Annotated in this window: 18 protein-coding genes and 1 pseudogene; 8 read left to right on the forward strand and 11 right to left on the reverse strand. The window is 72.6% G+C overall.

Annotated features, from left to right (window positions below):
• Positions 1 to 47: 47 nt before the first annotated feature.
• Together ABZZ20_RS18270 and ABZZ20_RS18275 are read right to left on the reverse strand one after the other, a co-directional pair.
• Positions 48 to 980, reverse strand: a complete 933-nt coding sequence (locus ABZZ20_RS18270; protein ID WP_356870614.1) for an EamA family transporter — start codon at positions 978 to 980, stop codon at positions 48 to 50.
• Between the two features lie 46 nt (positions 981 to 1,026).
• Entirely contained in the window at positions 1,027 to 3,903 is a 2,877-nt protein-coding gene (locus tag ABZZ20_RS18275; protein WP_356870902.1) for an FAD-binding and (Fe-S)-binding domain-containing protein, read from the reverse strand.
• A 198-nt stretch (positions 3,904 to 4,101) separates the two neighbouring features.
• Here ABZZ20_RS18275 and serC point away from each other — a divergent pair, with 198 nt between their 5' ends.
• Both serC and ABZZ20_RS18285 read left to right on the forward strand, forming a co-directional pair.
• Positions 4,102 to 5,220, forward strand: a complete 1,119-nt coding sequence (gene serC, locus ABZZ20_RS18280; RefSeq protein WP_356870616.1) for a phosphoserine transaminase — start codon at positions 4,102 to 4,104, stop codon at positions 5,218 to 5,220.
• A gap of 230 nt (positions 5,221 to 5,450) precedes the next feature.
• A complete protein-coding gene (locus tag ABZZ20_RS18285; RefSeq protein ID WP_356870904.1) occupies positions 5,451 to 8,597 on the forward strand; it encodes a molecular chaperone Hsp90 in 3,147 nt (1,048 codons plus the stop codon).
• A gap of 170 nt (positions 8,598 to 8,767) precedes the next feature.
• Here the strand turns inward: ABZZ20_RS18285 and ABZZ20_RS18290 are convergent, their stop codons facing one another.
• From ABZZ20_RS18290 to ABZZ20_RS18305, 4 genes are all read right to left on the reverse strand, one after another.
• Entirely contained in the window at positions 8,768 to 8,962 is a 195-nt protein-coding gene (locus ABZZ20_RS18290) for a hypothetical protein (protein WP_356870618.1), read from the reverse strand.
• The gene (locus ABZZ20_RS18295; RefSeq protein WP_356870620.1) at positions 8,962 to 10,473 is read right to left on the reverse strand and encodes a ferredoxin reductase family protein; all 1,512 of its coding nucleotides are present in this window, start codon (positions 10,471 to 10,473) and stop codon (positions 8,962 to 8,964) included. Before ABZZ20_RS18295 ends, ABZZ20_RS18290 begins: the two co-directional genes overlap by 1 nt.
• Positions 10,474 to 10,512: 39 nt before the next feature.
• Positions 10,513 to 11,631, reverse strand: coding sequence for a hypothetical protein (locus ABZZ20_RS18300; protein WP_356870622.1), 1,119 nt, complete (start codon positions 11,629 to 11,631; stop codon positions 10,513 to 10,515).
• Between the two features lie 105 nt (positions 11,632 to 11,736).
• A complete protein-coding gene (locus ABZZ20_RS18305) occupies positions 11,737 to 12,669 on the reverse strand; it encodes a lytic polysaccharide monooxygenase (RefSeq protein WP_356870906.1) in 933 nt (310 codons plus the stop codon).
• A 509-nt stretch (positions 12,670 to 13,178) separates the two neighbouring features.
• On the opposite strand from ABZZ20_RS18305, the gene ABZZ20_RS18310 reads away from it, so the two are divergent.
• Positions 13,179 to 13,832: a response regulator transcription factor gene (locus tag ABZZ20_RS18310; protein WP_356870624.1), complete on the forward strand. Its 654-nt coding sequence runs from the start codon at positions 13,179 to 13,181 to the stop codon at positions 13,830 to 13,832.
• A gap of 74 nt (positions 13,833 to 13,906) precedes the next feature.
• Here ABZZ20_RS18310 and ABZZ20_RS18315 read toward each other — a convergent pair whose 3' ends face one another.
• Together ABZZ20_RS18315 and ABZZ20_RS18320 are read right to left on the reverse strand one after the other, a co-directional pair.
• Positions 13,907 to 16,402, reverse strand: coding sequence for an HAD-IC family P-type ATPase (locus tag ABZZ20_RS18315; RefSeq protein ID WP_356870626.1), 2,496 nt, complete (start codon positions 16,400 to 16,402; stop codon positions 13,907 to 13,909).
• Between the two features lie 190 nt (positions 16,403 to 16,592).
• The gene (locus ABZZ20_RS18320) at positions 16,593 to 16,889 is read right to left on the reverse strand and encodes a DUF2530 domain-containing protein (RefSeq protein WP_356870628.1); all 297 of its coding nucleotides are present in this window, start codon (positions 16,887 to 16,889) and stop codon (positions 16,593 to 16,595) included.
• A 216-nt stretch (positions 16,890 to 17,105) separates the two neighbouring features.
• Between ABZZ20_RS18320 and ABZZ20_RS18325 the strand changes: the two genes are divergently transcribed.
• Positions 17,106 to 18,560, forward strand: a complete 1,455-nt coding sequence (locus ABZZ20_RS18325; RefSeq protein WP_356870630.1) for an NCS2 family permease — start codon at positions 17,106 to 17,108, stop codon at positions 18,558 to 18,560.
• Between the two features lie 34 nt (positions 18,561 to 18,594).
• Here the strand turns inward: ABZZ20_RS18325 and ABZZ20_RS18330 are convergent, their stop codons facing one another.
• Positions 18,595 to 18,777, reverse strand: coding sequence for a BrnA antitoxin family protein (locus ABZZ20_RS18330; protein WP_229338494.1), 183 nt, complete (start codon positions 18,775 to 18,777; stop codon positions 18,595 to 18,597).
• Positions 18,778 to 18,895: 118 nt separating this feature from the next.
• Here ABZZ20_RS18330 and ABZZ20_RS18335 point away from each other — a divergent pair, with 118 nt between their 5' ends.
• Positions 18,896 to 19,333, forward strand: a complete 438-nt coding sequence (locus ABZZ20_RS18335) for a MarR family transcriptional regulator (RefSeq protein ID WP_356870633.1) — start codon at positions 18,896 to 18,898, stop codon at positions 19,331 to 19,333.
• Positions 19,334 to 19,430: 97 nt separating this feature from the next.
• A complete protein-coding gene (locus ABZZ20_RS18340) occupies positions 19,431 to 20,723 on the forward strand; it encodes an MFS transporter (RefSeq protein ID WP_356870908.1) in 1,293 nt (430 codons plus the stop codon).
• Positions 20,724 to 20,774: 51 nt separating this feature from the next.
• On the opposite strand, the gene ABZZ20_RS18345 is transcribed toward ABZZ20_RS18340, so the two are convergent.
• Positions 20,775 to 21,809, reverse strand: a complete 1,035-nt coding sequence (locus tag ABZZ20_RS18345) for a WD40 repeat domain-containing protein (protein ID WP_356870635.1) — start codon at positions 21,807 to 21,809, stop codon at positions 20,775 to 20,777.
• Positions 21,810 to 21,885: 76 nt separating this feature from the next.
• On the opposite strand from ABZZ20_RS18345, the gene ABZZ20_RS18350 reads away from it, so the two are divergent.
• Positions 21,886 to 22,578: a GDSL-type esterase/lipase family protein gene (locus tag ABZZ20_RS18350; protein WP_356870637.1), complete on the forward strand. Its 693-nt coding sequence runs from the start codon at positions 21,886 to 21,888 to the stop codon at positions 22,576 to 22,578.
• Between the two features lie 119 nt (positions 22,579 to 22,697).
• Here ABZZ20_RS18350 and ABZZ20_RS18355 read toward each other — a convergent pair whose 3' ends face one another.
• Positions 22,698 to 23,687, reverse strand: a complete 990-nt coding sequence (locus ABZZ20_RS18355) for an aldo/keto reductase (protein ID WP_356870639.1) — start codon at positions 23,685 to 23,687, stop codon at positions 22,698 to 22,700.
• A 98-nt stretch (positions 23,688 to 23,785) separates the two neighbouring features.
• Here ABZZ20_RS18355 and ABZZ20_RS18360 point away from each other — a divergent pair.
• Positions 23,786 to 23,872: pseudogene (locus ABZZ20_RS18360) on the forward strand (aldo/keto reductase); the annotation flags it as partial.
• Positions 23,873 to 24,019: the final 147 nt, after the last annotated feature.

A 24,019-nucleotide genomic window follows, 5' to 3' on the forward strand; every position in this document is an offset into this window, starting at 1 on the left:
GGGCGGACCGGGGCAGGGTGAGCGGGCTGGGCCGGGAGGGATGGGCGTCAGGTGCCGGGCTTGGCCGTCTGGGAGCGGACCGCTCCCATGCTCGCCGCGATGACCAGCGCGATCGCCAGCGCGTCCAGCGCCGACATCGCCTGGTCGAGGATCAGGAACCCCGCCGTGGCCGCGATCGCCGGCTCCAGGCTCATCAGGATCGCGAACGTCGGCGCCGGGAGCCGGCGCAGGGCGAGGAGTTCCAGGGTGTACGGCAGGACGGAGGACAGGACGGCGACCCCGACGCCCAGCGCCAGCGTGCTCGGCACCAGTAGGTCGGAGCCCGCCTGGACCGCGCCCAGCGGGAGCGACAGTACGGCTGCCACCGCCATCGCGAGGGCCAGCCCGTCGGCCTGCGGGAACCGGCGGCCCGTGCGCGCGCTGAAGACGATGTACGCCGCCCACATCCCGCCCGCTGCGAGCGCGAAGGCCGCGCCCAGGAGGTCGAGGCCGCCGAAGCCGCTGCCTCCGCCGTGCCCGGCCAGGAGGGCCACACCGGCCAGGGCCAACCCCGCCCACAGCAGGTTCACCAGACGGCGTGAGACGACGACGGAGAGGACGAGGGGGCCGAGCACTTCGAGGGTCACGGCAGGGCCGAGCGGGATCCGGTCGATGGACTGGTAGAAGAGCCCGTTCATGCCGGCCATCGCCACGCCGAAGGCGACGACGGTGCCCCAGTCGGCGCGCGTGTAGCCGCGCAGCTTCGGGCGGCACAGGACGAGCAGCACCAGCGCTGCGGCGGCCAGCCGCAGCGTGACCACGCCCGCCGCGCCCGCCCGCGGCATGATCATGACCGCGAGGGCGGCGCCAAACTGCACCGAGATCCCCGCCGAGATCACCAGCGCGACCGGACCGAAGCGGGACGAACCGCCGGAGGTCACGGTGGCCGGAGTCGAGACGGCAGCGGCCGTCGGGGTGGGGGCGGGGGAAGGTGCGGGCATGGATCCAGACTAAGGGCAGGTAAGGGCCGTCGCTGCGTGTGTTGCCTTACATGTCGCCTTCCGGGCCGGCACCCGGGCTGGTTTCCGGGCTGGTGTTCAAGTCGCCCTCCAGGCCCTCGGCCGGGCCGTCGTCACGGACGCCCGCCATTCCCTGTGCCAGGCCCTGTGCCAGGAGCTCTGCCAGGTGGTGGGCGCGGCGTCCCCCGCCGAGCTGGGCGACCTGGGTCCGGCAGGAGAACCCGTCCGCCAGGACCGCGGCCCCGGCCGGAGCCCGGCGCAGGGCCGGAAGCAATTGTTCCTCCGCGCAGGCCACGGACACCTCGTGGTGGCCCGGCTCGAAGCCGAAGTTCCCGGCGAGGCCGCAGCAGCCGCCGCTGAGCTCCCCGTTCAGTCCGGCCCGCTCGCGCAGCCGCCGGTCCGCCGCGTCCCCGAGGACCGCGTGCTGGTGGCAGTGGGTCTGGCCGACCACAGGGCGGTCCAGACGGGGCGGCTGCCAGTGCGGGGCGCACTCTTCGAGGGTCTCCGCGAAGGTCCGCACGGCGCGCGCGAGGTGCTCCGCGCGGGGGTCGTCGGGGAGGAGGGCGGGGAGGTCGGTGCGCAGGGCTGCGGCGCAGCTCGGTTCGAGGACCAGGACGGGGGTCCGGACGTCGCCCACGGCATCGAGGGTGCGGCGCAGGACCCTGCGGGCGCGGTCCAGCCGGCCGGTGGAGACGTAGGTCAGGCCACAACAGACTCCCGTCGGGGCGACGGACACGTCGAGGCCCGCCGCCCGGAGGACCCGGACGGCAGCCCTGCCGACCTCGGGGGCGAGGTACTCGGTGAACGTGTCCGGCCAGAGGGTGACGGCAGCACCGACCCCGGCAGTGGGGCCGACCCCGATATCTGGGCCAGCAGCGGAGGTAGCGGGGCCGGCGGCGGGGGCAGCAGCGGAGCCGGCAGGGCCGACCCCGGCAGTGGGGTCGGCAGGTGGCTTGGGGGTGGGGGCCTTGCGTCGGCGGGCGGCCGGGGGCTTCGGTCCCGCGGTACCGCGGCGCCACCAACGGGTGAACGGTTCCCGCGCCAGCAGGGGCAGCGGGCGCTCCCGGTTCAGGCCCGGCACGGGCAGGAGGCGGGCCGCCGCGTTCACCGGCGCCGCCGCCCGGAGCAGGGCGATCGTGCGGAGCCAGCTCGGTAGCCCGCCCAGCGCGTAGTGGGCCAGGGGCCGGATGCGGCCGGCCCAGTGGCGGTGGAGGAACTCCGCCTTGTACGAGGCCATGTCCACGCCCACCGGGCAGTCGCTGAGGCAGCCCTTGCAGGCCAGGCACAGGTCCAGCGCCTCAGCGACCTCCGTAGAGCGCCAGCCGTCGGTCACGATCTCCCCGGCCAGCATCTCGTGCAGCAGCCTGGCCCGACCGCGCGTGGAGTGCTGCTCCTCCCCCGTAACCCGGTACGACGGGCACATCACCGCCGGGCCGCCCACCTCCGTCGACCGGCATTTCGCGACGCCGACGCAGCGGGCGACCCCTGCGGCGAGGGGCGTCGCGGGCAGCACCGTGAAGCGGAGGTTCTCGTCCAGCCTGGCCGGACGGACCAGCGTCCCGGGGTTCATCCCGCCCGCGGGGTCCCACAGGTCCTTGTACGCGCCGAAGAGCCGGATGACCTCGGGCCCGTACATCTTCGGCAGCAGTTCCGCCCGCGCCTGACCGTCGCCGTGTTCCCCCGACAGCGAGCCGCCGTGGGACACGACCAGGTCGGCCAGTTCCTCCGAGAAGAGGCGGAAGCGGCCCACCCCGGCCGCGGACGCCAGGTCGAAGTCGATCCGTACGTGGACGCAGCCCTCCCCGAAGTGCCCGTACGGGGTTCCGCGCAGCCCGTGGGCCGCCAGGAGGGCGCGGAACTCCCTCAGGTACGCCCCCAGCCGGGCCGGCGGTACCGCGCAGTCCTCCCATCCCGGCCAGGCCATCCCCCCGTCCGGCATCCGGGTCGCCGTGCCCGCCGCGTCCTCGCGGACGCGCCACAGTGCCCGTTGCCCCGCCGGGTCCGTGACCAGCAGGGAGTCCAGGGTGTCGGCGGCCCGGACGAGGGACCGTGCCGCGGCCTCGTCCCGCATCTCCACGAACAGCCAGGCGCCGCCGCGGGGCAGTCCCGCCGCGTCGCGGACCAGGTCGTGCGCCATGCCCTCCACCGTCAGCGGACCGTAAGGCAGCAGCCCCGCCGCCGCGTCCGCCGCCGCGCTCTCGTCCGGGTAGCCGAGGACCGCGAGCACCGGCGCGCGCGGCGCCTCCACCAGGCGTACGACCGCCTCGGTCACCACCCCGAGCGTGCCCTCGCTCCCGCAGAAGGCGCGGGCCGTCTGCACGCCCCGCTCGGGCAGCAGTGCGTCCAGTCCCCCGTAGCCGGAGATGCGGCGGGAGAAGCCCCCGGCCAGGCCCGTGCGCAGGACCGCCAGGTTCGCCGACACCAGGTCACGCAGACCGGGCGGGGCTCCCGTCCAGCCCGTGCCGAGCCGGTACGAGGCGCCCCCGTACGCCGTGACGTCCAGCGCCGTCACGTTGTCCGCGGTGGTGCCCCAGGCCACCGAGTGGGCCCCGCACGCGTTGTTGCCGATCATGCCGCCGAGCGTGCAGCGGGAGTGGGTGGAGGGGTCCGGGCCGAACGTCAGCCCGTGCGGGCGGGCCGCTTCGCGCAGCCGGTCGAGCACCAGGCCCGGTTGGACCACGGCGGTGCGGGCCGCCGGGTCCAGCGAGACCAGGGCGTTCATGTGCCGGGTCAGGTCCAGCACCACGCCGACCCCGGTGGCCTGGCCCGCGATGGAGGTGCCGCCGCCGCGCGCCACCACGGGGACACCGGCCTCCGCACAGATCCGCAGCGCGACCGCCACGTCCTCGGCGTCCCGCGGGGCGACCACGCCGACCGGGACGCGCCGGTAGTTCGAGGCGTCCATGGTCGCGAGGGCGCGCGCCGCGGCTCCGAAGTCCACCTCCCCGCGCAGCCCGGTCCGCAAGGCCCGTTCGAGTTCACGCCGAAGATCACGCCGAAATTCCCCGGAAAGCGTCACGCGCACACCTTCCCACCGGCGACGTTCGTCTCATCCGGTGGACGCGCCTCGGAACCCCGGACCGGGACCCGATACGCTCCGCCCGTGGCTGAGATCCAGATTCCCGCTGACATCAAGCCCGCCGACGGTCGCTTCGGCGCGGGCCCCTCCAAGGTGCGGATCGAGGCGCTGGACGCCCTCGCCGCCACCGGTACCTCCCTGCTCGGAACCTCGCACCGCCAGGCCCCGGTCAAGAACCTGGTCGGCTCGGTGCGCCAGGGCATCCGGGACCTCTTCTCCCTGCCCGAGGGGTACGAGGTGATCCTGGGCAACGGCGGCTCCACCGCCTTCTGGGACATCGCGACGGCCGGGCTCATCGAGCAGAAGTCCCAGCACCTCACGTTCGGCGAGTTCTCCTCCAAGTTCGCCAAGGCCGCGAAGCTCGCGCCGTGGCTGGACGAGCCGTCCGTGATCTCCTCCGAGCCGGGCACGCACCCCGATCCGGTGGCCGAGGCGGGCATCGACGTGTACGCGTACACGCACAACGAGACCTCGACGGGTGTGGCGGCGCCGATCGAGCGCGTCGCGGGCGCCGACGCCGGTTCCCTCGTTCTGGTGGATGCGACTTCGGGTGCCGGCGGTCTGCCGGTGGACATCACCGAGACCGACGTCTACTACTTCGCGCCGCAGAAGTCCTTTGCCTCCGAGGGCGGCCTGTGGCTGGCGGCGTTCTCCCCGGCGGCCCTGGAGCGCGCGGCACGCGTCCACGCGTCCGGCCGGCACATCCCGGAGTTCTTCTCGCTGCCGACGGCGATCGACAACTCGCTGAAGAACCAGACGTACAACACCCCGGCGCTGTCCACCCTCTTCCTGCTGGACCAGCAGCTGGAGTGGCTGAACGGCCAGGGCGGACTGGAGTTCTCGACCGGCCGTTCGGCGGCCAGCGCGCGCAACCTGTACGGCTGGGCCGAGGCGTCGAAGTACGCGACCCCGTTCGTCACGGACTCCGACAAGCGCTCCGCCGTCATCGGCACGATCGACTTCTCGGACGAGATCGACGCGGCGGCCGTCGCCAAGGTGCTGCGCGCCAACGGCATCGTGGACACCGAGCCGTACCGCAAGCTCGGCCGCAACCAGCTGCGCATCGCCATGTTCCCGGCGATCGACCCGGCCGACGTACAGGCGCTGACCGCCTGCATCGACTACGTGATCGAGAAGCTCTAACGGCGTACGTATCCAGCCCCCGGTGACCTCGCGTCACCGGGGGCTGCGTCGTTCCCCGCCCCCGCCCGCGGCCCGTGGGGCCCCGGTCCCCGGGATCGGGGCGGGACCGGGGGGCGGCCGGGCGGGGCCGGGGCCCGTACGCGATACCTTCAGGGCCTCGGCATTCGGTGAATGCAGTACAGCTTGGAGGCAGCGGCGTGAGCGTGCGAGTGACGGCGGCCCAGGGCGGCATGGACCCCTTCGGCACGGCCCGGCTGCGGCGCGGGGTGCTCGACGCCTGGGGCGCGGGCCCGGCCCGCTTCCGCGAGGACGCCAATGCGGAGGAGGACCTGGCCCTCGGCGGCTACCGCGACCGGCTCGTCGTCGAGCTGGCGCAGAACGCCGCCGACGCCGCGGCCCGGGCCGGGGTGCCGGGCCGGATGCGGCTCACCCTGCACTCCGGCGAGGGCGGGCACGGGCAGGCGGTGCTGGCCGTCGCCAACACCGGCGCCCCGCTGGACGCGACGGGCGTGGAGTCGCTGAGCACCCTGCGGGCCTCCGCGAAGCGGGAGCCCGCAGGCCCCACCGGCCCGAACGGCCCGACCGGCTCGGGCGACACCGTGGGCCGTTTCGGCGTCGGCTTCGCAGCCGTCCTCGCGGTCTGTGACGAGCCCGCCGTGCTCGGCCGCCACGGGGGCGTGCGCTGGTCCCTGGCCGAGGCCCGTGAACTGGCCCGCGACGCCGCGGGCGGCAGCCCCGGCCTCGGCGACGAACTGCGCCGCCGCGACGGGCACGTCCCGCTGCTGCGGCTGCCGCTGCCCGCCGAGGGCACCGCCCCCGACGGTTACGACACCGTGGTCGTCCTCCCGCTGCGCGACGCCGCCGCCGAGGACCTGGTGCAGCGGCTGCTGGCCGGCATCGACGACGCGCTGCTGCTGACCCTCCCCGGGCTGGCCGAGGTCATCGTGGAAACCCCGGCTGCGGGCACCCGGACGCTGCACCGCCGCTCCGAGGGCCCGTACACCGTCATCGAGGACACGGCAGGGGGCCCGGCCGGGGGCTCCCTCGGAGAAACCCGCCGCTGGCGCACCGTCCGCCACAGCGGCCCCATCGAGCGGGCGTTGCTCGCCGACCGGCCCGTGGAGGAGCGGCTCCGGCCCACCTGGACGGTGTCCTGGGCCGTGCCCGTCGACGCCGAGGGCGCTCCGCTGCGACCGGCCACCGCGCCCGTGGTGCACGCCCCGACCCCGACCGACGAACCACTGGGCATCCCCGCCCTGCTCATCGCGACCCTGCCGCTGGACACCGCCCGCCGGCACCCCGCGCCGGGCCCGCTGACCGACTTCCTGGTGGAGCGGGCGGCCGACGCGTACACCGAACTGCTCGCCTCCTGGGAGCCGGTGACCCCTGCGCTGGTGGACCTCGTACCCGGACCGCTCGGCAAGGGCGCACTGGACGGGACCCTGCGCGCGGCCGTGCTCCAGCGCCTGCCGCGCACGGCCTTCCTCTCCCCGGCCGCCCCGCCCGAGGACCCTCAGGAGCGGGCCGCGCTGCGCCCCTTCGAGGCCGAGGTGGTGGAGGGCGCGGGCGCCGACACCGTACGGGTCCTCGCCGAGGTCCTGCCGACCCTGCTCCCCGCCGGGCTGGAGCGTCGGCCCGAGCTGCGCACCCTCGGTGTGGGCCGGCTCCCGCTCGGCGACGCCATCGAGCGGATCGCGGGCATCGAGCGCACCCCCGACTGGTGGCACCGGCTGTACGACACCCTGGCCGGGGTGGATCCGGACCGGCTCTCCGGCCTGCCGGTACCACTGGCCGACGGCCGGACCACGATCGGCCCGCGCCACGTCCTGCTCCCCGACGCGGACACCCCGAAGGACCTGGCCCGGATCGGGCTGAAGGTGGCCCATCCGGACGCGGCGCACCCCCTGCTGGAGAGGCTGGGCGCACTCCCGGCGACGCCCCGCGCGGTCCTGACGACCCCGCAGGTGCGGGCCGCGGTGGCCGCCTCCCTCGATGCCGGCGAGATCTGGGACGAGGACGCCCTCGACGCCGACGAGCTGGCCGAGGTGGTCCTGGGCCTGGTCCGGGACGCCGACCTGGCGCCGGGCGACGAACCGTGGCTGGGCGCCCTGGCCCTCCCGGACGAGGACGGCGAACTGACCCCGGCGGGCGAGCTCCTGCTGCCCGGCTCCCTGCTGGCTTCGGTGATCCGCGAGGACGAAGTCCCGTACGTGGACGCCGAACTGGCCGCCAAGTGGGGCGCCCAGCCGCTGACGGCCTGCGGGGTGCTGGCCACGTTCCAGCTGGTCCGCGCCACCGACGTGGTCCTCGATCCGGACGAACTGGAGCCCCGCGACGGGGACTTCGCCGAACCCGACGACGCGGGCCTGCTCGACGCGGTCGACGTGTGGTGCGAGGACGTGCTCGACCAGCTCCCGCAGACCCCACTGCCGCCGGTGGCGACCGAACTCGTGGCGGTGCGCGACCTCGACCTGGTCGACGACGACTGCTGGCCCCAGGCCCTGGCGATGCTCGCCCTGCCCCCGCTGCGCGACGCCCTGACCCAGCCCGTACGGATCCTGCTGCCGGACGGCACCACGCAGTCCGTGCGCCCGTACACCGCCTGGTGGCTGCGCGACCACCCGGTGCTCGACGGCCGCCGCCCGGCGGGCCTGCGCGCGGCGGGCGGCGACCCGCTGCTGGCGGGCCTCTACGCCTCGGCGGACGCCACCGGCTTCGAGGACGAGCAGGTCCTGCGGGCCCTCGGCGTCCGCACGACCGTGTCCGCCCTGCTGGAGGAACCCGGCGGGGCCGCCGAGCTGCTGGGCCGGCTCGCCGACCCGGACCGCGAGGTGTCGGACCGCCAATTGCACGCCCTGTACGGGGCCCTGGCCGATCTGGACCCCGAGCAGGTGACGCTCCCCGACGAGTTGCGCGCGGTGGTGGACGGCGAGGTACGCGTGGTCGACGCGGCCGACGCACTGATCGCGGACGCCCCGGACCTGCTGCCGCTGACACAGGGCCTGCCCCTGCTGCCGGTGGCCCCGTCCCGGGCGGCCGACCTGGCGGAACTCCTCCAGGTCCGCCGGCTGTCGGAGACGGTCCCGGCGGAGGTCACCACCCCGGGCGAGGAGCACGAGGTCCCGGAACCGGTCCTGCTCCTGCTCGGCCCGGCCACCCCCCGTTCGTACGTCGAGCACGAGGAGCTGATCGCGGGCGGCGTGGAACTCGACTGGCGCCGCACCCCGGACGGCACCCTCCACGCCGCCACCCTGGAGGGCGTGGCGGCGGGCCTGGCCTGGTCGGCGGGCCAGTGGCCGCGCCGCTTCGAGGTGGCGGCCCTCCTGGAGGACCCCTCCCGCACGGCGGAACTGGCCCGCGACCGCTGGTTCGACTGAGCGGGCCCGGGCAAGTGGGGTGCGTTTCCACGCCGTACGGCGCGGGGACGTGCCCCACGTGCCGAGGCCGCCCAGGACTGCGCCGGCCGTCCGGGGGCATGGTGGTGCGGTGGCGGCGAGCAGGTCCGGCTCCGCGCCTTCCGGGCCCCCGGCCGTACGACCGGGGCGGCTCATCCGGTGGACGGACTGCTGCTGGCCGGCACCGTGGGCTGGCGGTCCGGCGCAGCCGGGGCCGCCGGCCTGATCATGGCCAGCGGGATGCTGGTGACCAGAGCGGCACCGACCAGTGCGAGCGCGGCGCGGCGCCGCCGCCATGTGGTGCCCGCGTCGTCGCGGGCCGCCCGGGCGAAGTGAGGTGATGTCATCAGAAGCTGAAGAGTTCCAGGTGGATGCGGTTCTTCGGGACGCCGGCCTGTGCCAGGGAGCGGAGTGTGGCCTCGGTCATGCCGGGCGGGCCGCACAGATAGACATCCCGTTCGGCCACGTCGGGTACCAGCCGGCGCAACTGATCCGGGGCCAGCGGGTCCATGCCGCTACGGGAGGAACCGAGCAGGTAGTGGAGACCGGCCTCCCGGCGGGCCGCGATCATCTCCAGTTCGCTGCGCAGCACCAGGTTGTCGGCTCCGTTGGCGCGGTAGAGCAGCGTGATGTCGCCCGGGCCACCCGGAAGGGTCTCGAAGAGGGCGCGCATCGGGGTGATGCCCACGCCGCCCGCGAGAAGCAGGACCTTGGCCTGGGTGCGCCGGTGGGCGGTCATCGCGCCGAACGGCCCGGTGGCCATGACGCGCACCCCGGGCTGGAGGCGGCGGATACGGCGCGTGTGGTCCCCGGATGCCTTCACGGTGATGCGCAGGATGTCTCCGTGTACGGGGGCGGAGAGGGAGAACGGCAAGGCGGTGCGCCACAGCCGCGGGGTGAGGAACCGCCAGCGGAAGAACTGACCCGCCTCGGCGCGGAGCGCCTGCAGTTCGCTGCCCGCCATCAGCACGGACACCACGCCGGGTCCCTCGGGGCGGACCTCGATCACCTCAAGGGAGTGGCGCAGAGCCTGCCGGACCGGGACCACGCACCGGTACCACACCACCAGCACCGCCACCTGGGTGTGGAGCAGGACCCACAGCCACCGCACCACGGGGAACGCGAGGAGGTCGGGGCCGGACAGTTCGTGCACCATGCCCAGCGCCGCTCCGGCGTAGGCCAGTTGGTGGACGCCCCGCCAGGTCTCGTATTGCAGTCGGCGACGCAGCTTCGGCACCGACAGCACGCCCACCGCAGCGAGGAACAGGGTCCCGATCGCGGCAAGCAGCAGCGCGGGGTAGCCGAGCAGGCTCTGCCAGGAGTCACTGACCGTGGTGTTCGTGTACGCGGCGAACCCCAGCAGGGCGAGCAGCAGGTGGGCTCCGGTGCAGATCAGGACGTGGCGGCCGACGCGGGCGTGCAGGCGCGCCAGCGTGTCAGCGCCGACGCCGTGTTCGATCGCCGGCACTCTGGCCATCAGCAGCAGCATGACGAGCATGCCGTAGCCGGCCAGCAGACCGGCCAGGTGCGCGCCGGTGGCGAACAGCCCGTCCAGCCGCGTGGTCGGCACCGCCTGCACCGCCCACAGGACGACGACCGTGCCGCTGCCCCCGCCCAGGACACGCGTGAGGGTGCGCTGGCTGACCTGCGCCGTCGTGCGGGAGGAAGGAGCCGGACTCCTGCGGGAGCGGGTCCCGGGGGCGGGAGCGTCGGGAACGGAGGTGAGGAAGGGGTGGGGGACGGAGGCTGGAACGGACGGTGGGGAGCCGGCCCTCGGTGCGCGTCGGCGGGAGCGTCGGCGGTCCGGCGCGGTGGTGTCCCGGCGGGCGTGCCGGGCGGGAGGTGCGGGTGTGGACATCGGAACCTGACGGTGCGGGCGGTGGGCGGGGGAACGGGGCTACGCGTCTGCGGTGGCGCTGGTCTCCAGGGCCTGGGCGGCCCACTGGTCGACCTGGCTCCGGGCGCGTTCGGCCTCGGCGCGTGCGGCGTCGCGGTCGTTCCTGAGCGCCGCCACGGCGGCGCGCAGTTCGTCGATGGTGCGGCTCATCGCGGCGATGTTGTGCTGGGCGCCGACGGCTTCGGCCTGGGCCTGGTCGCGGGCGGCGGCCCCCTGTCGCGCCTCCGCCAGGGCCAGGCGGCGTTCCTCCTTCGCCGCTTCGGCGTGTTCCCGGTCCTGGGCGGCCTGGTTCTCGGCGGCCACCCGGGCCCGCTCGGCCTCGCTGCGTGCCTTCTCGGCCACCTCGGCGGCGTGCAGCGCCTGCTGACGGGCACCCTCCGCGATGTGGAGCTCCTGGCGCAGCTCGTGCATCTGCCGGATGGCGTCGGCGACCGCGGCCTGGCCGGTGTTCGCCTCTGTCCTGGCCTCGGCGAGGGCGACGCGCAAGTGGACCGACTCCTCCCGAGCGGCCTCCAGCGCGCGGACGGTCTGGTGCAGTTGAGCCGTTCCCTGTTCCCGCTCGGCCTCGGCGGACTTGCGGACTGCGAGGGCCTCGGTGGACTCGTGCTGGGCGCGGCCCTGGGCCGCCTTCGCCGCCGCGGCCTCTTCCTCGGCCCGGCGGACGCGGGCCTCGGCTTCCTCCAGTTGGCGTTCCGCCCGTTCGGCCCGGGTGCGTGACTGCATCGCCTCCCGCCAGGCCCGTTCGGCCTGCTCGCTGCACTCCTCCCACTCGGACTGCGCGGCGGCGATGTGCGCGGCGGCCTCGGAACGCACCTGCGCAATGCGCCGCTCCACCCCGGCCGCACTCAGTTCGGCCGCGAGGGAGTCGGCGAGTTCGGTGGTGGCCTGATTGAGTTCCTCGACGATCCGCCAGGCCGTCGCCACCTGGCCGGCGAGCCCGGGGGTCGACTGCGTGCGCTGCCGGCGTCGCCGTGCCAACAGCGCACACGCCCCTTCGTTGTCCTGGCAGTACAGGACCGTTCCCGTTCCCTCACCCGGCTGCGGCACCGGCCGTCCGCACGCGGCGCACGGCCTGGTCCTCTTCTCCAGTGGTACGGACCTGACGACGTCCCTGGTCACCCGCGGCTCCGTGGTCCTTGCTTGGCGTCGTCGCTCTGCACGATGGTTCCTGTCCAGGAGGTGCTCAAAGGGGTGCCGTCCGTCGGGTCAGGGTCGGGGATGGGTTCAGAGGGCGGACTTGCGGCGACGCGCGAACAGCAGGCCGCCACCCGCGATGGCGGCGAGTGCGCCGGCCGCACCGATCACCCAAGTGCTGGAGCTGCCACCGGTCTCCGCCAGGTGGTGGCTTGCCGCGGTGGCGGTGTGGGTGTCGGCGCCGTCGGTCGGGGCCGGAGCGACCGGCGCGCCCGCGACGGAATTCGGGGCGGCGGCGTGCTCCGAGCTGCCCTGGTCAGCCGTACCGATCTGCCCGACACCGGCCGTCCCACCGTGGTCGTGCCCGTGCGGTGCCTGTCCGGGGGGAGCGGAGCCGGTTCCGTGGTCGCCGGTGTCCTGGGCCGGTGCGGGGGCCGATCCGCTGCCGCCGAAGACCACGTCGGAGCAGGAGTAGAAGGCCTCCGGGCTGTCCGAACGCTGCCAAACCAGGTAGATCAGGTGGCGGCCTGACCGCTTCGGCAGGTTGCCGGTGAGGGAGTAGGAGCCGTTCGAGAGAGCCGGGCTGCCGGTGAGGAACGGTTTGTCCTCAAGGTCCGACCACTTCAGGGGCTTGGCCGGGTCGTAGCCGTCCTTGGTGATGTAGTACTCGAAGCCGCCCTTGTGCGGGGCGGTGGCCTTGTAGGTGAAGGTGTACGAGCTGCCGGATGGGAGCTTGGTCGCGGGCCAGTCGGCCCGCGCCAGGTCGAGCCCCTGGTACTTGGGGTCGCCCCCGCTGCACAGCTTGCCGTCCGGGACCAGCTGCCGGCTCCGGCCGGCGGCGTCGCCCCGGCGAACCGCGTTCCAGTCGTAGAACGCCTGGGTTCCGCTGGCCGCGATGGCCGCCTTGCACGCCGCGGACTTGGGGCTCTCGGGGCCTTCTTGGTAGCACGCGTACTGGCGGTCCACCGGATTGCCGGCCGCGCCGTGGGCGGATGCCGTGCCCGCCGTCAGGCCCGTGAGCATCAGCGGGGTGATGCCGAGAGCCGCCGTGGCCGCCGTCCGCCGCACGCCCGTGCCGCGCGGCTTCCGGTCCGCCTGCCCGGGCGTCCGGGCGTCACCGGCCCGCCCGTTCTGTTCGGGCGCCGTGATATCCACCTGAGATGACCTCTCGTTCCCGCAGCCGGTCGGCCGCTGCGGACAACAGGTACCGGTCACCGTGTTGCGGGGACGTATCCGTCTTCGGAAACAACGACGAAACACCGCGCCTCGCCTGACCGGCGGGCCGGCCTTGCGCCCGGCACGCGGGCGGCGTGCCGGTCCGCACCCGGAGCCCGCCCGGCGTCCATCCCCGAGACCCGGGACGTCTTATCCCCCGCTGAGGACGTACTTAAGCGCGCCTTAAAACCGGCATCATGGCGCTGACCAGCACGTTCGCCTCATTAGCCTGGTGTTGCCGGCACGTCCGGAGGACGCTCCGGGCACCGTCCCGCTCAGCATCACAGCGCTCAGGCGCCCAGGGAAAGGACCGACACATGAGGGTGCTGGTGGTGGTGGACCAACCCGTCCTCGCCGATCACGTGGCCGACGGGCTGCGGAGGCAGACGATGGCCGTGGACGTCGCTTACGACGGCGAAAGCGCCCGGGAGCGGCTCCTGGTCAACGACTACGACGTACTGCTGCTCGACCGCGACCTGCCCGACATGCGCGGGGACCAGATCTGCCGGGAACTGGCGGACGCCGGAACCCGCACCCGCATCCTGATGCTCTCCGCCGCCGGAACCGTGCACGAACGCGTGGAGGGCCTGCGCCTCGGCGCCGACGACTACCTGCCCAAGCCCTTCGAGTACGAGGAGCTGCTGGCCCGGGTGGAGGCGCTGGGCCGCCGCACCCAGCCCGCCCTGCCCCCGGTTCTGCAGCACGGGGGGATCACCCTGGACACCGCGCGCCTCCAGGCCCACCGGGACGGACGGTACCTCCCGCTGTCCCGCAAGGAGTTCGCCGTACTGGAGGTCCTGCTGCGCGCCCGCGGCGCGACGGTCAGCGCCGAGGAACTCCTGGAGCGTGCCTGGGACGAGAACACCAACCCGTTCACCAGCGCTGTACGCGTCACCATGTCCAAGCTCCGCGCCAAGCTGGGCACGCCACGGCTGATCGAAACCGTGCCCAGAGTCGGCTACCGGCTCTGAGAGGGATACCGTCCGCACGTCTCGGCCGGCGAGCGGGGAAGGGCGCTCATCGCCGGAAAGCCGGCCTCCGCCCGCTACGCGGGGAACCTGCGGTCCACCCACCTGAAGGTGAACTCGATCAGGGTCGCGGCGCCCGCGGCGACGGCCACCGCGATCCACGGCATCGTCACGCCCTCCAGCTTGAGCTGGAAGAAGTCCTGGAGCCACGGCACGACCAGCACGACCAGGAAGGCGCCGCCCATCGCGGCGACCAGGCAGATCCGCCACCACGTGTACGGGCGGGCGATGATCGCCAGCACCCACATCGAGGTCAGGAACAGCGTCAGCGTCGCCGCGCTGGTTTCGGCGTTCAGGGCGTCCGGGCCCGCGTAGTGGTGACGGGCGAGCAGGTACGTCACGAAGGTGGCGACCGCCGCGATCACCCCACCCGGGATCGCGTACCGCATGACCCGCCTCACGAAGTGCGGCTTCGCACGCTCCTTGTTCGGGGCCAGGGCGAGGAAGAAGGCCGGGATGCCGATGGTGAGGGTGGACAGCAGCGTCAGGTGGCGCGGCAGGAACGGGTATTCCACCTGCGAGCAGACCACGAGGATGGCCAGCAGCACCGAGTAGACCGTCTTCGTCAGGAACAGGGTGGCGACCCGGGTGATGTTGCCGATGACCCGGCGGCCCTCGGCGACCACCGAGGGCAGGGTGGAGAAGCTGTTGTTGAGGAGGACGATCTGGGCCACGGCCCGCGTGGCCTCCGAGCCGGAGCCCATGCTCACGCCGATGTCGGCGTCCTTGAGGGCGAGCACGTCGTTGACACCGTCCCCCGTCATCGCGACCGTGTGGCCGTTGGACTGCAGCGCGCCGACCATGTCCCGCTTCTGCTGCGGGGTGACCCGGCCGAACACCGCGTTCTCGTCGAGGACCGCGGCCATGGCGGCCCGCTCGTTCGGCAGCTTGCGCGCGTCGACCGTGTTCTCGGCGCCCGGCAGACCGAGCTGGGCGGCCACCGCTGCGACGGAGACCGCGTTGTCGCCGGAGATGACCTTCGCGTGGACGTTCTGGTCGTCGAAGTAGCGCAGGGTGTCGGCGGCGTCGGGGCGCAGCCGCTGCTCCAGGACGATCAGGGCGGTCGGCCTGGCCCCGGCCGCGACGGCATGATCGTCGAGCTCCCGTGCGGCCCTGGCCAGCAGCAGTACGCGAAGGCCCTGCTCGTTGAGCGCGTTGATCTCGTCGAGGGCGGGGTCGCCGCCCGGAAGGAGGACGTCGGGGGCGCCGAGCAGCCAGGTGGAGTTCTCGCCGTCGCCCTCGCTGAAGCTGGCACCGCTGTACTTGCGGGCGGAGGAGAAGGGCAGCGATTCCGTGCAGCGCCACTCCGCGCTGACCGGGTAGGCGTCGATGATGGCCTGGAGGCTGGCGTTGGGGCGCGGGTCGGACTCGCCGAGCGCGCCGAGCACCTTCGTGACGTACGTGGTCTGCGCGCCGTTGAGCGGGCGCAGCTCGGCGACGTCCATACCGCCCTCGGTGAGGGTGCCGGTCTTGTCGAGACAGACCACGTCGACGCGGGCGAGGCCCTCGATGGCCGGTAGTTCCTGCACGAGGCACTGCTTGCGGCCGAGCCGGATGACGCCGATCGCGAAGGCCACGGAAGTCAGCAGGACCAGGCCCTCGGGGATCATCGGGACGATGCCGCCGACGGTGCGGGCGATGGCGTCCTTGAAGTTGTCGTCCTTCACCACGAGCTGGCTGATGATCAAGCCGATGGAGGTCGGGATCATCATCCAGGTGACGTACTTGAGGATGGTGGAGATGCCGGAGCGCAGCTCGGAGTGGACGAGCGTGAAGCGGGTGGCCTCTTCGGCCAACTGGGCGGCGTAGGCCTCGCGACCGACCTTGGTGGCGGTGTACGCGCCGCCGCCGGCGACCACGAAGGAACCGGACATGACGGGGTCGCCGGGCTTCTTCAGAACGGGGTCGGCCTCACCGGTGAGCAGGGATTCGTCGATCTCCAGGCCGTCGGCCTCACCGACGGCCCCGTCGACGACGACCTTGTCGCCGGGGCCGAGTTCGATGACGTCGTCGAGGACGATCTCGGAGGTGGAGATCTCCGCCGTCCGTCCGTCGCGGCGGACGGACGGTTTCGCCTCGCCGATGACGGCGAGGCTGTCCAGGGTCTTCTTGGCGCGCAGCTCCTGGATGATGCCGATGCCGGTGTTGGCGATGATCACGTAGCCGAAGAGGCTGTCCTGGAGCGGCGCGACCAGGAGCATCACCACCCAGAGCACGCCGATGATGGCGTTGAAGCGGGTGAAGACGTTGGCGCGGACGATGTCGACGGTGGAGCGCGAGGAGCGGACCGGGACGTCGTTGACGGCTCCGCGTGCGAGCCGTTCGGCGACCTCGGCGGTGGTCAGGCCGGCGGGCTTGAACCGGGGCGCGGGCAGGCGGACCGGGTGCACCGGGTCCAGCTCGGAGCCCGCGTCGATGGCGGTGCCGCCGGGGCCGGGGCCGCCGGGGCCCCCGCCGGGGCCACCACCGCCCGGCTCGGGACCGTCGGATTCGATCTTCGCCCGCTGCGTCATGCTTTCGACGGTAAAGGGGGTTCTTGCGCTTCACCCGCCGAGCAGAACGAAGATCCGACTTCGGGATGAGCGAAATGGTCCCCTGGTAGCCCTCGACGCCGCCCTTCCCCGGGAACGGCCGCAGCGTGGCGCGGCCCCAGCCCGAGGAACAGGCACAGCCCCGGGGGCGGGCGCAGCCCAGGGGTGGGTGTCAGCCGGTGTGCGGCGTCGGGCCGCCCACCCTGTCCCGAGCGGCCAGCGCATCGGCCTCGTGGCGCTTGATCGCCGCGTCGCGGCCCCGTACGTACCAGAGGCCGATCAGGCCGAGGAAGCCGCCGGCCGCGCAGCACCAGACCCACCACAGCAGGTCCCGGTCGGCGAACCACCCGTAGAAGGGGAGCTGGACGAGGAACATGGCGAACCAGAGGATCGTGCCGCCGGTGACGGTCGCGACGATCGGGCCCTCAAGGGGCGCGGGCGCCTCGTGCTTCGCAATCCATTTCGCCATGCCCTCAAGTCTAGGTGCGCCCGGGGTGGGCCCCCACCGGCGGTGGGGCAGCGGTCTGGGCGCCGGCTCCGGCGCTGGCTCCGGCTCGGCTCGGCGCCGGGCGGTCTACGCGCGGAGATGGACTGACTTTCGTTCATGTGTTCATACTGAAACCGTGTGGGCTTGGCCCATTTTCTTCGTATGAATCACCCAATGCCCCACCGCAATGAGGACCGTATGAGTACGTCGGCCCCCGCTCCCGCGGACACCCCTCCGACCTCCCCGACCCAGGGCACGTCAGGCCTGGACCGCCACTTCAAGATCTCCGAGCGCGGTTCCACGATCGCCCGCGAGATCCGCGGCGGCTTCGCCACCTTCTTCGCGATGGCCTACATCATCGTGCTGAACCCGATCATCCTCGGCAGCGCCAAGGACATGTACGGGCACCAGCTCGACAGCGGCCAGCTCGTCACCGCCACCGTCCTGACCGCGGCCTTCACCACGCTCCTCATGGGCGTGATCGGCAACGTCCCGATCGCGCTCGCCGCCGGCCTCGGCGTCAACACGGTCGTCGCCCTCCAGCTCGCCCCGCGCATGAGCTGGCCCGACGCCATGGGCATGGTGGTGCTGGCCGGCTTCGTCGTGATGCTCTTGGTCGCGACCGGCCTGCGCGAGCGGGTCATGAACGCCGTCCCGCTCGGCCTGCGCAAGGGCATCGCGATCGGCATCGGCCTCTTCATCATGCTGATCGGTCTGGTCGACTCGGGCTTCGTCTCCCGCATCCCGGACGCCGCGCACACGACCGTGCCGCTCCAGCTCGGCACCAACGGCCACCTGCACGGCTGGCCGGTGCTGATCTTCGTCGTCGGCGTGCTGCTGACGCTCGCCCTGCTGATCCGCAAGACGCCCGGCGCGATCCTGATCTCCATCGTGGCCATGACCGCGGTCGCCGTCGCCGTCCAGCTGATCGTCGGGCTGCCCGACTCGGGCTGGGGCCTGACCGTTCCCGAGTGGCCGGGCAACCCGCTCGCGGCGCCCGACTTCGGGCTCGTCGGCCAGGTCAGCCTGTTCGGCGGCTTCGATAAGGTCGGGCTTCTGACCGGCATCCTCTTCGTCTTCACCGTGCTGCTGTCCTGCTTCTTCGACGCGATGGGCACGATCCTCGGCGTCGGTGACGAGGCCAAGCTGATCGACGCGGACGGCAACTTCCCCGGCATCAACAAGGTCCTGCTGATCGACGGCCTGGCCGTCGCGTCCGGCGGAGCGACCTCGTCCTCGGCCACCACCTGCTTCGTGGAGTCCACGGCCGGGGTCGGCGAGGGCGCCCGTACCGGCCTGGCGAACGTCGTGACCGGCGGCCTCTTCGCGGTGGCGCTGTTCCTCACCCCGCTCGCCACCATGGTTCCGTCCCAGGCCGCCACGCCCGCCCTCGTGGCGGTCGGCTTCCTGATCCTGGCGGGCTCGGTCAGGGACATCGACTGGAGCGACTTCACCATCGCCGTCCCGGCCTTCCTGGCCATGGTGATGATGCCCTTCACCTACTCGATCACCAACGGCATCGGCTTCGGCTTCATCAGCTTCTGCGTGCTGCGCCTGGCGACGGGCCGTGGCCGCGAGGTCCCGGTGGCCATGTACGCCGTGTCGGCGGTGTTCGTCTTCTACTACGCGATGCCGGCCCTCGGCCTCACGTAAGGGCTGCGCATCGGGCTCGGACTCGGGCTCGGGCTCACGTGAGCCCGTAGAACTTGTCCGTCTCGTCGACCGCCGCCTTGAAACGTTCGTCGAAGTCGTCGCGAATGAGCGTCCGGACCACATAGTCCTGGACGCTCATTCCGCGTTTGGCGGCATGAGTCCGGAGGCGGTCGAGCAGCTCCCCGTCTATGCGCATGCTCAGCACATGTGTCCCCATGCCGAAAGAGTCGTGGCACACGGCATGGACGCGTGTCACTTTCCCCGGCCGACTCACCCGTACGAGTGACTCGGTTTAACGGCGTTCCTTAGAGAGAGTAATGAGTTACTCTAAAGACATGCTCGACCTCACCCATGGCGACGACGCAGCCGCCGTGAACGACCTCCGCTCCGCCGTCATGCGGCTGGGCCGGCGCCTCAAGCACCAGCGCGTCGACGAATCGCTCAGCCCGACCGAGATGTCGGTCCTGGGCACCCTCGCCCGGTGCGGCCAGGCCACCCCCGGTGAGCTGGCCCGGCGCGAGCACGTCCAGCCGCCGTCGATGACGCGCATCGTGGCGCTGCTGGAGGCCAAGGGACTGGTCAAGCTGGAGCCGCACCCCGACGACCGCCGCCAGAAGGTGGTCAGCCAGACCGAGGAGGCCGAAGCGATGCTCGAAGAGAGCCGTCGCAAGCGCAACGCCTTCCTGGCCGGGCTCGCGGCCGAGCTCACCGAGGACGAATGGGCCAAGCTGCGCGAGGCCGCGCCCGTCCTGGAGAAGCTCGCGCACTTGTAGGAAACGACGCCAGGAGGCGAACTTTTTGAGTACGGGAAACGGAGCAGACTCCGCACCCGGCCATACATCCACCACTACGCACTCCGCGGGCGAGAACCTGGAGGCACCGCCCGGCGGTGGCCGGGGGACGTTCAGCTCGCTGAAGATCCGTAACTACCGGCTCTTCGCCCTGGGACAGGCCGTCTCGAACACCGGCACCTGGATGCAGCGCATCGCACAGGACTGGCTGGTCCTGTCCCTCACCGGCTCGGCTTCCGCCGTCGGCATCACCATCGCGTTGCAGTTCCTGCCGATGCTGATGTTCGGCCTCTACGGAGGCGTACTCGCCGACCGGCTCCCCAAGCGGCAGCTGCTGATCGCCACCCAGACCCTGATGGGCCTGACCGGCGTCGCCCTGGCCGCGCTCACCCTGGCCGGACACGTCCAGGTCTGGCACGTGTACCTCGCTGCCTTCCTGCTCGGCCTCGTCACCGTCGTGGACAACCCCGCGCGGCAGACGTTCGTATCCGAGATGGTCGGACCGGACCAGGTCGCCAACGCCGTCAGTCTGAACTCGGCGAACTTCCAGTCCGCACGGCTGGTCGGCCCGGCGCTCGCCGGTGTGCTGATCACCGCGGTCGGCTCCGGCTGGGCCTTCCTGCTGAACGGGCTGTCCTTCGCCGCGCCCGTCGCCGGCCTGCTGCTGATGCGGACGTACGAACTGCACCGGGTCGAGCCGCAGCCGCGGGCCAAGGGGCAGCTGCGGGAGGGCCTGCGCTACGTCGCCGGCCGCCCGGAGCTGATCTGGCCGATCGTGCTGGTGGGCTTCATCGGCACCTTCGGGTTCAACTTCCCGATCTGGCTGTCCGCGTTCGTCAGCGACGTGTTCCACGGGGACGCGGGGACGTACGGGCTCTTCAACACCCTGATCGCCGTGGGCTCCCTGGCGGGTGCGCTGCTGGCGGCTCGCCGCGGCCACTCGCGACTGCGGCTGCTGGTCGCGGCGGCCCTGCTGTTCTCCGCCCTGGAGATCGTGACGGCCTTCGCCCCCGACTTCTGGCTGTTCGCGGCGCTGCTCGTCCCCATCGGGATGTTCGGGCTGACGGTCAACGTCACCGCGAACGCGAGCGTCCAGATGGCCACCGACCCCGAGATGCGGGGACGGGTGATGGCCCTGTTCATGATGGTGTTCACCGGCGGCACCCCGATCGGTGCACCGGTCGTCGGCTGGGTGACGGACACCTACGGGGCACGGATCGGCATGGCCGCGGGCGGCGTCGTCTCACTGGCCGCCGCCGCGACGATCGCGGTGGTCCTGTCGCGGGTGGGCAACCTGCGGCTGAGCGTGAGCCGCCACGGGGTCATGTTCGTCCCGTCCCCCCAAGGTCGCGACCTGGTCCCGGCGGCCTAAGCGCGGACCGCAGGGCCCCGACCGGCAGGGCCGGAGGGCCGGCGGCGTGGGTCAGGAGTCGCGGGGGCGGCGCCGCAGGAGCCGCTTGGCCCCGAGGACCAGCGCCGTGCCCACGGCCAGGACCGCCGCGCCCTTGGTGAAGCTCCCGCCGCCCTGGCCCGCCGGGCCGGGGCCCGCGGCGGCCGGCGGGGTCGAGCCCGGCCCCGAACCCGGGCCCGAACCCGGCTTTGCCGGAGCACCCGAGGCAGCGGCGGCCGGATTCACGGGCACCGCCACCACCCGGCTCGACTCCCCCTCCGAGCCGAACATGAGCGTCGATCCGTCCGCCGAGTACGTCACGGACTCCGCTTGCCCCTGCCACGGTGCATCGACCCGCTCGCCCTCCCCCTCCGGCCGCCCCGCCTTCCACGGGTACGTCCGCGCGAAGAAGTAGCCGCGCAGCGTCAGCCGGGTGCCGTCCGGCGAGAACGCCCCGTCGGTGACCCACGGCAGGTCGGCCACCCGCCGGAACACGTTCGTCCCCGTCGCGGACAGCCGCTCCGGCCCCTCGTACAGCCCGCCCTTGTCCTCGCTCTTGCTCGCGACGTACACGCGGCCCGTCACCGGATGCACCATCAGCGCCTCTGCGTTGCGCGCGCCGTCCTCGTACCGCACCGTGAACTGCTCGGCCTTCACCGTGGCGTCGGCCAGCTGCTTCGGCTCCGGGAAGCGGTAGATCCAGACGTGGTCCCAGGTCCCGTTCCGGTTGTCGCCGATGTCTCCGACGTACAGCTGCCCATCCGGCCCGAGCGAGATCGCCTCGACGTCGCGCGGGGTGCCGATCCCGCTGAGCGTCACCCGGGCCACGGTCCTGCCGGTCGCCGAGTCGACGGCGTACACGTACGGGCCGTCGTCGCTGTCGTTGTGCGTCCAGTACACGCCCGGGTGGATCCGACTCGCCGCCAACCCGCTCGACTCCTTGATCCGCGGATCGGTGATCGTGAACCCCTGCGCGCCGGCGGCGGGTACGGGGGTCCCGGCGGCGGAGGCCGCCGAACCCGGCAGCACGACAAGGGCGATGACAGCGGTCAAGGGCAGCAAGCGCATGCCCCAAGCCTGCCAGCCCCGCACGCGTGTCCGGCATCACAGGGGCTGCCGGCGCGTGATCCGCGATGATGACCGGATGCGTTTCATGTTCGTCGGCGACTCCATGACCATCGGACGCGCCGGCGACTACACCTGGCGCTACCGGATGTGGCAGCACCTCAATGCCACCTTCGGCGGTCCGTACCAGATCGTCGGTCCGCGCAGCGAGGTCTACGACACCTTCGCGAACGCGCCGACCAGCCACGCGTACGCCGACCCCGGCTTCCCGGAGCACGCCCGCCGCCACCTCGCCGGCTGGGGCGAGGGCTGGCAGCACATGGCCCCCCTCATCGGCTCCGCGGTCCGCGTCGGCAAGGCCGACGTACTGCTCGTCTCCCTCGGCCTGATAGACCTCGGCTTCTATACGGACTCCACCGAGACGGCCGCCAACGCCCGCCGTTTCATCGCGGAGGCGCGCGCCGCCCGCCCGAACGTCCGGATGGTCCTGCTCCCGGTGATCCCGAACGTCCGGGCCGAGTCCGACGCACCCTTCGCAGCCGAGGTCGCCCGGTTCAACGAACTCCTGGCGAAGGCCGTCGCCGACCTGTCGACCGACGCCTCGCCGATCCTGCTGGCCGCGCGCCCGGACGCGTACGAGATCCACCACGACACCTACGACGGCACCCACCCCAACGCCTCGGGCGAGCACCGCCTGGCCGGGGAGTTCGCCGCGGTCCTGCACCAGGCGTGGGGCATCGGCGCCCCCTACCGGCCCGCCCGGGACACGTAACGCACCGTCCGCCCGGGGCACTTGCTTCGCGTGCACTCCCCCGGTTGGCTGGCGCGCCAACGCCGGTGACCGCCGCCCAGGACGAGGGGACGACGGCCACCGTACGTACGGCTACCTGTTCACCAGGCGAAGGCCTCCGGGGAGGGTCCCGGTCCGGGGAAGATCTCCTCCAGCCCGTCCAGCACCTCCTGCGGCAGCTCCAGTTCCAGTGCGCGCAGCGCGCTCTCCAGCTGCTCGGCGGTGCGCGGGCCGACGATGGGGCCCGTCACGCCCGGCCGGGTGAGCAGCCAGGCCAACGCCGCCTCCCCCGGCTCCAGACCGTGCTTGTCCAACAGGTCCTCGTACGCCTGCACCTGCGCGCGTACGGTGCTGTTGGCCAGCGCGTCCGCGGACCGTCCGGAGGCGCGGCGACCGCCCGCGACCTCCTTCTTGATGACGCCGCCCAGCAGGCCGCCGTGGAGCGGGGACCACGGGATGACGCCGAGCCCGTACGCCTCGGCGGCCGGGATGACCTCCATCTCCGCGCGCCGTTCGGCGAGGTTGTAGAGGCACTGCTCGCTGACCAGGCCGACCATCCCGCGGCGGGCGGCCGTCTCGTTGGCCTGGGCGATCTTGTAGCCGGGGAAGTTGGAGGAGCCCGCGTAGAGGATCTTGCCCTGCTGGATCAGGACCTCCACGGCCTGCCAGATCTCCTCGAACGGGGTCCGCCGGTCCACGTGGTGGAACTGGTAGAGGTCGATGTAGTCGGTCTGGAGCCGCTTGAGACTGGCGTCGACGGCCCGCCGGATGTTCAGCGCCGACAGTCGGTCGTAGTTGGGCCAGGGCTCGCCCTCGGGGGCCATGCTGGCGTAGCCCTTGGTGGCGAGGACGGTCTTCTCGCGTCGGCGGCCACCCTGGGCGAACCAGGTGCCGATGATCTCCTCGGTGCGACCCTTGTTCTCGCCCCACCCGTAGACATTGGCGGTGTCAACGAAATTCAGACCTGCGTCAAGCGCACTGTCCAGGATGCCGTGACTGGTGGGTTCGTCTGTCTGCGGACCGAAGTTCATCGTGCCGAGCACGAGTCGGCTGACCTTGAGTCCGGTGCGTCCGAGCTGCGTGTACTTCATGAGCCCCAGCCAACTGCTTCGAGTCCACTCCATGCAAGGGCGCCCCGCGAAGCGACCGATTCATGCCATGACTCACGCGTGGTCGCTGGCCCTGATCGGAGCCGGAGCTTTCGCAGGAGGTGCTGGACGGGCTCGACGGGGTGTTCCGGGGGCCCGGGCCCTCGCCGGAGGCCTTCGCCTGGTAGACGTGCCCGGGTGGCCGCCGCCTACTGTCCGACGGCAGCCGCCACGGCCACGACGACGAACATCAGCACGAGCACACCGGCCATCACACGGTTTCGGGTCTTGGGATCCACCCGTCGAGCGTAACGCGGCTTGCCGTGCTCTCCGCA

Source organism: Streptomyces sp. NPDC006430, assembly GCF_040612395.1.
GTDB lineage: Bacteria > Actinomycetota > Actinomycetes > Streptomycetales > Streptomycetaceae > Streptomyces.

Coding starts and splice junctions, on each gene's coding strand:
- ABZZ20_RS18295 (WP_356870620.1), bottom strand. CDS start 10,473: ATGTCCACACCCGCACCTCCCGCCCGGCACGCCCGCCGGGACACCACC.
- ABZZ20_RS18305 (WP_356870906.1), bottom strand. CDS start 12,669: ATGCTCACGGGCCTGACGGCGGGCACGGCATCCGCCCACGGCGCGGCC.
- ABZZ20_RS18345 (WP_356870635.1), bottom strand. CDS start 21,809: ATGCGCTTGCTGCCCTTGACCGCTGTCATCGCCCTTGTCGTGCTGCCG.
- ABZZ20_RS18325 (WP_356870630.1), top strand. CDS start 17,106: ATGAGTACGTCGGCCCCCGCTCCCGCGGACACCCCTCCGACCTCCCCG.
- ABZZ20_RS18290 (WP_356870618.1), bottom strand. CDS start 8,962: ATGACATCACCTCACTTCGCCCGGGCGGCCCGCGACGACGCGGGCACC.
- ABZZ20_RS18330 (WP_229338494.1), bottom strand. CDS start 18,777: ATGGGGACACATGTGCTGAGCATGCGCATAGACGGGGAGCTGCTCGAC.
- ABZZ20_RS18355 (WP_356870639.1), bottom strand. CDS start 23,687: ATGAAGTACACGCAGCTCGGACGCACCGGACTCAAGGTCAGCCGACTC.
- ABZZ20_RS18270 (WP_356870614.1), bottom strand. CDS start 980: ATGCCCGCACCTTCCCCCGCCCCCACCCCGACGGCCGCTGCCGTCTCG.
- ABZZ20_RS18310 (WP_356870624.1), top strand. CDS start 13,179: ATGAGGGTGCTGGTGGTGGTGGACCAACCCGTCCTCGCCGATCACGTG.
- ABZZ20_RS18320 (WP_356870628.1), bottom strand. CDS start 16,889: ATGGCGAAATGGATTGCGAAGCACGAGGCGCCCGCGCCCCTTGAGGGC.
- ABZZ20_RS18315 (WP_356870626.1), bottom strand. CDS start 16,402: ATGACGCAGCGGGCGAAGATCGAATCCGACGGTCCCGAGCCGGGCGGT.
- ABZZ20_RS18285 (WP_356870904.1), top strand. CDS start 5,451: ATGGACCCCTTCGGCACGGCCCGGCTGCGGCGCGGGGTGCTCGACGCC.
- ABZZ20_RS18350 (WP_356870637.1), top strand. CDS start 21,886: ATGCGTTTCATGTTCGTCGGCGACTCCATGACCATCGGACGCGCCGGC.
- ABZZ20_RS18275 (WP_356870902.1), bottom strand. CDS start 3,903: ATGGACGCCTCGAACTACCGGCGCGTCCCGGTCGGCGTGGTCGCCCCG.
- ABZZ20_RS18335 (WP_356870633.1), top strand. CDS start 18,896: ATGCTCGACCTCACCCATGGCGACGACGCAGCCGCCGTGAACGACCTC.